At 37.6% G+C, this 2,341-nt stretch carries 3 protein-coding genes; 1 reads left to right on the top strand and 2 read right to left on the bottom strand.

What is annotated here, in order from left to right; translation table 11 throughout:
- The first annotated feature begins 364 nt into the window (after positions 1–364).
- Entirely contained in the window at positions 365–853 is a 489-nt protein-coding gene (locus ACUVXA_RS19830) for an MGMT family protein (RefSeq protein ID WP_445873021.1), read from the top strand.
- A 258-nt stretch (positions 854–1,111) separates the two neighbouring features.
- Here ACUVXA_RS19830 and ACUVXA_RS19825 read toward each other — a convergent pair whose 3' ends face one another.
- Positions 1,112–1,435: a hypothetical protein gene (locus ACUVXA_RS19825; protein WP_445873020.1), complete on the bottom strand. Its 324-nt coding sequence runs from the start codon at positions 1,433–1,435 to the stop codon at positions 1,112–1,114.
- A 224-nt stretch (positions 1,436–1,659) separates the two neighbouring features.
- On the bottom strand, positions 1,660–1,800 hold the full coding sequence (locus ACUVXA_RS19820; protein ID WP_445873019.1) for a hypothetical protein: 141 nt from the start codon (positions 1,798–1,800) through the stop codon (positions 1,660–1,662).
- Between the last annotated feature and the right edge of the window lie 541 nt (positions 1,801–2,341).

Raw genomic sequence — 2,341 nt, 5'->3', positions numbered from 1 at the left:
AATAATGGTGGGAAAACAACGATTTAAAGCTTAGCAAGAATATTATGTCAGAATCTAAAAAACATACCTAACGATTAGTTCTTACTGAAGCGTTCTCCCAATTGGGGCAAACTGTGCATTTTTAATTCACTCAAGTAAGTGGTCTGGTTGATCCTCAGTATTAGACCCTGATAAAGAGAGGGTCATCAAGTTTCAAAATTATGATGGGTGGCTTGCTCCTGGCTCTAAGCTGTTAAGAAAAGTATTAATGCCTTTTGATATTATGATATTATCGTTAGTAAATATTATTTTTCATTTTAGATGAAGTAAGAGTGCTAGTTAAAGTACACGAGTTAGGTGTGGAGAATGCAGGTGTGTGAGTAGGATGAGGAAGACTTGGCAGGAAAAATTGGCTGATAAGGCGCATTTCCCGAAAATATTGAAGCTTGAGAAAAGATTTCCCTGTTATAATGCTGTGCACAAAATGGGTGCAGAAGAAGAAGGAGATGATGTAGTTCTGGTTAATCCTAGCGAAGTAGTGGAGGTAATGAAATCCGTTCCCAAAGGGAAACTAATTACCATTGTAGAGATTTGTAAGAATTTGGCTCAAAAATACAAGGTTAAGGGTTGTTGTTCATTGACCACTGGGATTTTTATTATGACTGCTGCAAACGCTGCGGAAGAAACACTGAGGGAAGGGAAAGACTTGGGTATATCCTATTGGCGAACACTGAAAGCTGATGGTTTTTTGAACGAAAAATATCCCGGAGGACAGGAAGCACACAAATCCTTGCTTGAAGAGGAAGGTTTTGTAGTAAAAAGTAGGGGCAAGAGATATTTCGTTGAGGATTATCAAAATTATCTGTTAAAATAAGAGTTAGAATAAAAGGTAGAGGTATTTCTTAAATTGAATCCTGTTTGTTTCAATTGCAACAGAAGTAAAATAAATAGTGACATGGAGAAAAACTAATTTTTATCAATTTAAGCAAACAACTATTAGAGAAATCATTAAAACAACACAAATGAGCCTTAAATTCGTTAAATCAGGTATTAGGGCTTCAGACTTGTATTATCTTTCCGAAGAAGTGTGCTTCGAAAAATAAAAAATAATAGAAAACAAAAAACAAAGCCTTTAATCTGTGATATCGTTTTCAATTAATCTTTCTCTGCAGTTCGGGCAAAAGCCCCTGATTTTAATCCACTCAAGTAAATGGTCTCGATGACTCAAAACACCACAATGAAGACACCTAATAACATCGTCATCAAAGACAATTTTCAACTGGCAAACTGAGCACCTGACTCTCTCTTCTCCACGCTCGGGACAGATATCACCCCCCTCAGGAAAATTGCCGCCGCAAAACATACACCCACCAGTTTCGACGATAGAAACAGTTTTGATAGTTACTTGTTCAGCCTCGGGTGTTTCCTCTCTTGGAATAACTGTTGGCCTTTCCACTGCGAGCACTCTTTTGCGGCGAGTTCTAATTCTGATTATGGCCACAACAATAATGATTACTAGAATAACAAAAATAAAATTGTGAGAAAGGGACTAACGCTCCAAGCCCAAGCAATAATAAGAATTGAAATAAGTATTCCACAGCAGCATCCACAAGGATCTATATCATGTTTTCAGATCTTCGGCTTCTGGTCAGTGTCTCCCTCTACCCGCAGGATAAATTATTAAACCCAGTCTAGGGCAATTCCCAGGACAAGTAAATCCATGATTTCGTCTTCCTCTTCCTGTTTCTCTTGCTGTTCCCTTGAGGGCTTTTTCTTTTCCATCTTTTTCTTTTCTTTTTTGGATTTTTTCTCCTTGGGCATAATCACTCCTCGAAGATGATTAATTTTTTCCCTTCCGCCTGGGTGAAATCTAGTTATTGGGTTAAAAGAAGTGTTGTGATTTTTACAAATATTTTAAAGATTCTATAATTTGTTCTTTTTTGGGTAAATATAGTTTAAATACGATTCTTGATGCGTAATAGGTGGGGGTGTTGATGTCAGGAGACCACGGAGGTTGAGGGAGGGGTTTAAATTAGGAATTAACTGGTTTTGTCTAGGGTTTGGTTTTAATCTCTTTCTCAGTATTTTAAGGATAACGATGAATTGGAAGAAGCGATGTAGTTTCGTTCGATGTCTCCTTCGAAAAGAGCTTTTATCGGACTTATTTCCTGATTTAGAACCTAAAATAAGGGGTAGAATCGGGCGAATCTACATTACCAAGTCGGATATTGGTTATATTTTTGTATTTATAGGAGTTACGCAGTTGAGGGCTGTTTGTAGGTTAACTGGGCATGTGGTGGCGTCGAACTCTCCTCTTTTGCCTTGGATTGGTGAAATCCAGAATTTTTAATACCCACCTCTC

The organism is Candidatus Jordarchaeum sp. (assembly GCF_052745115.1).
This window is presented reverse-complemented; position numbering and strand designations above follow the sequence as displayed.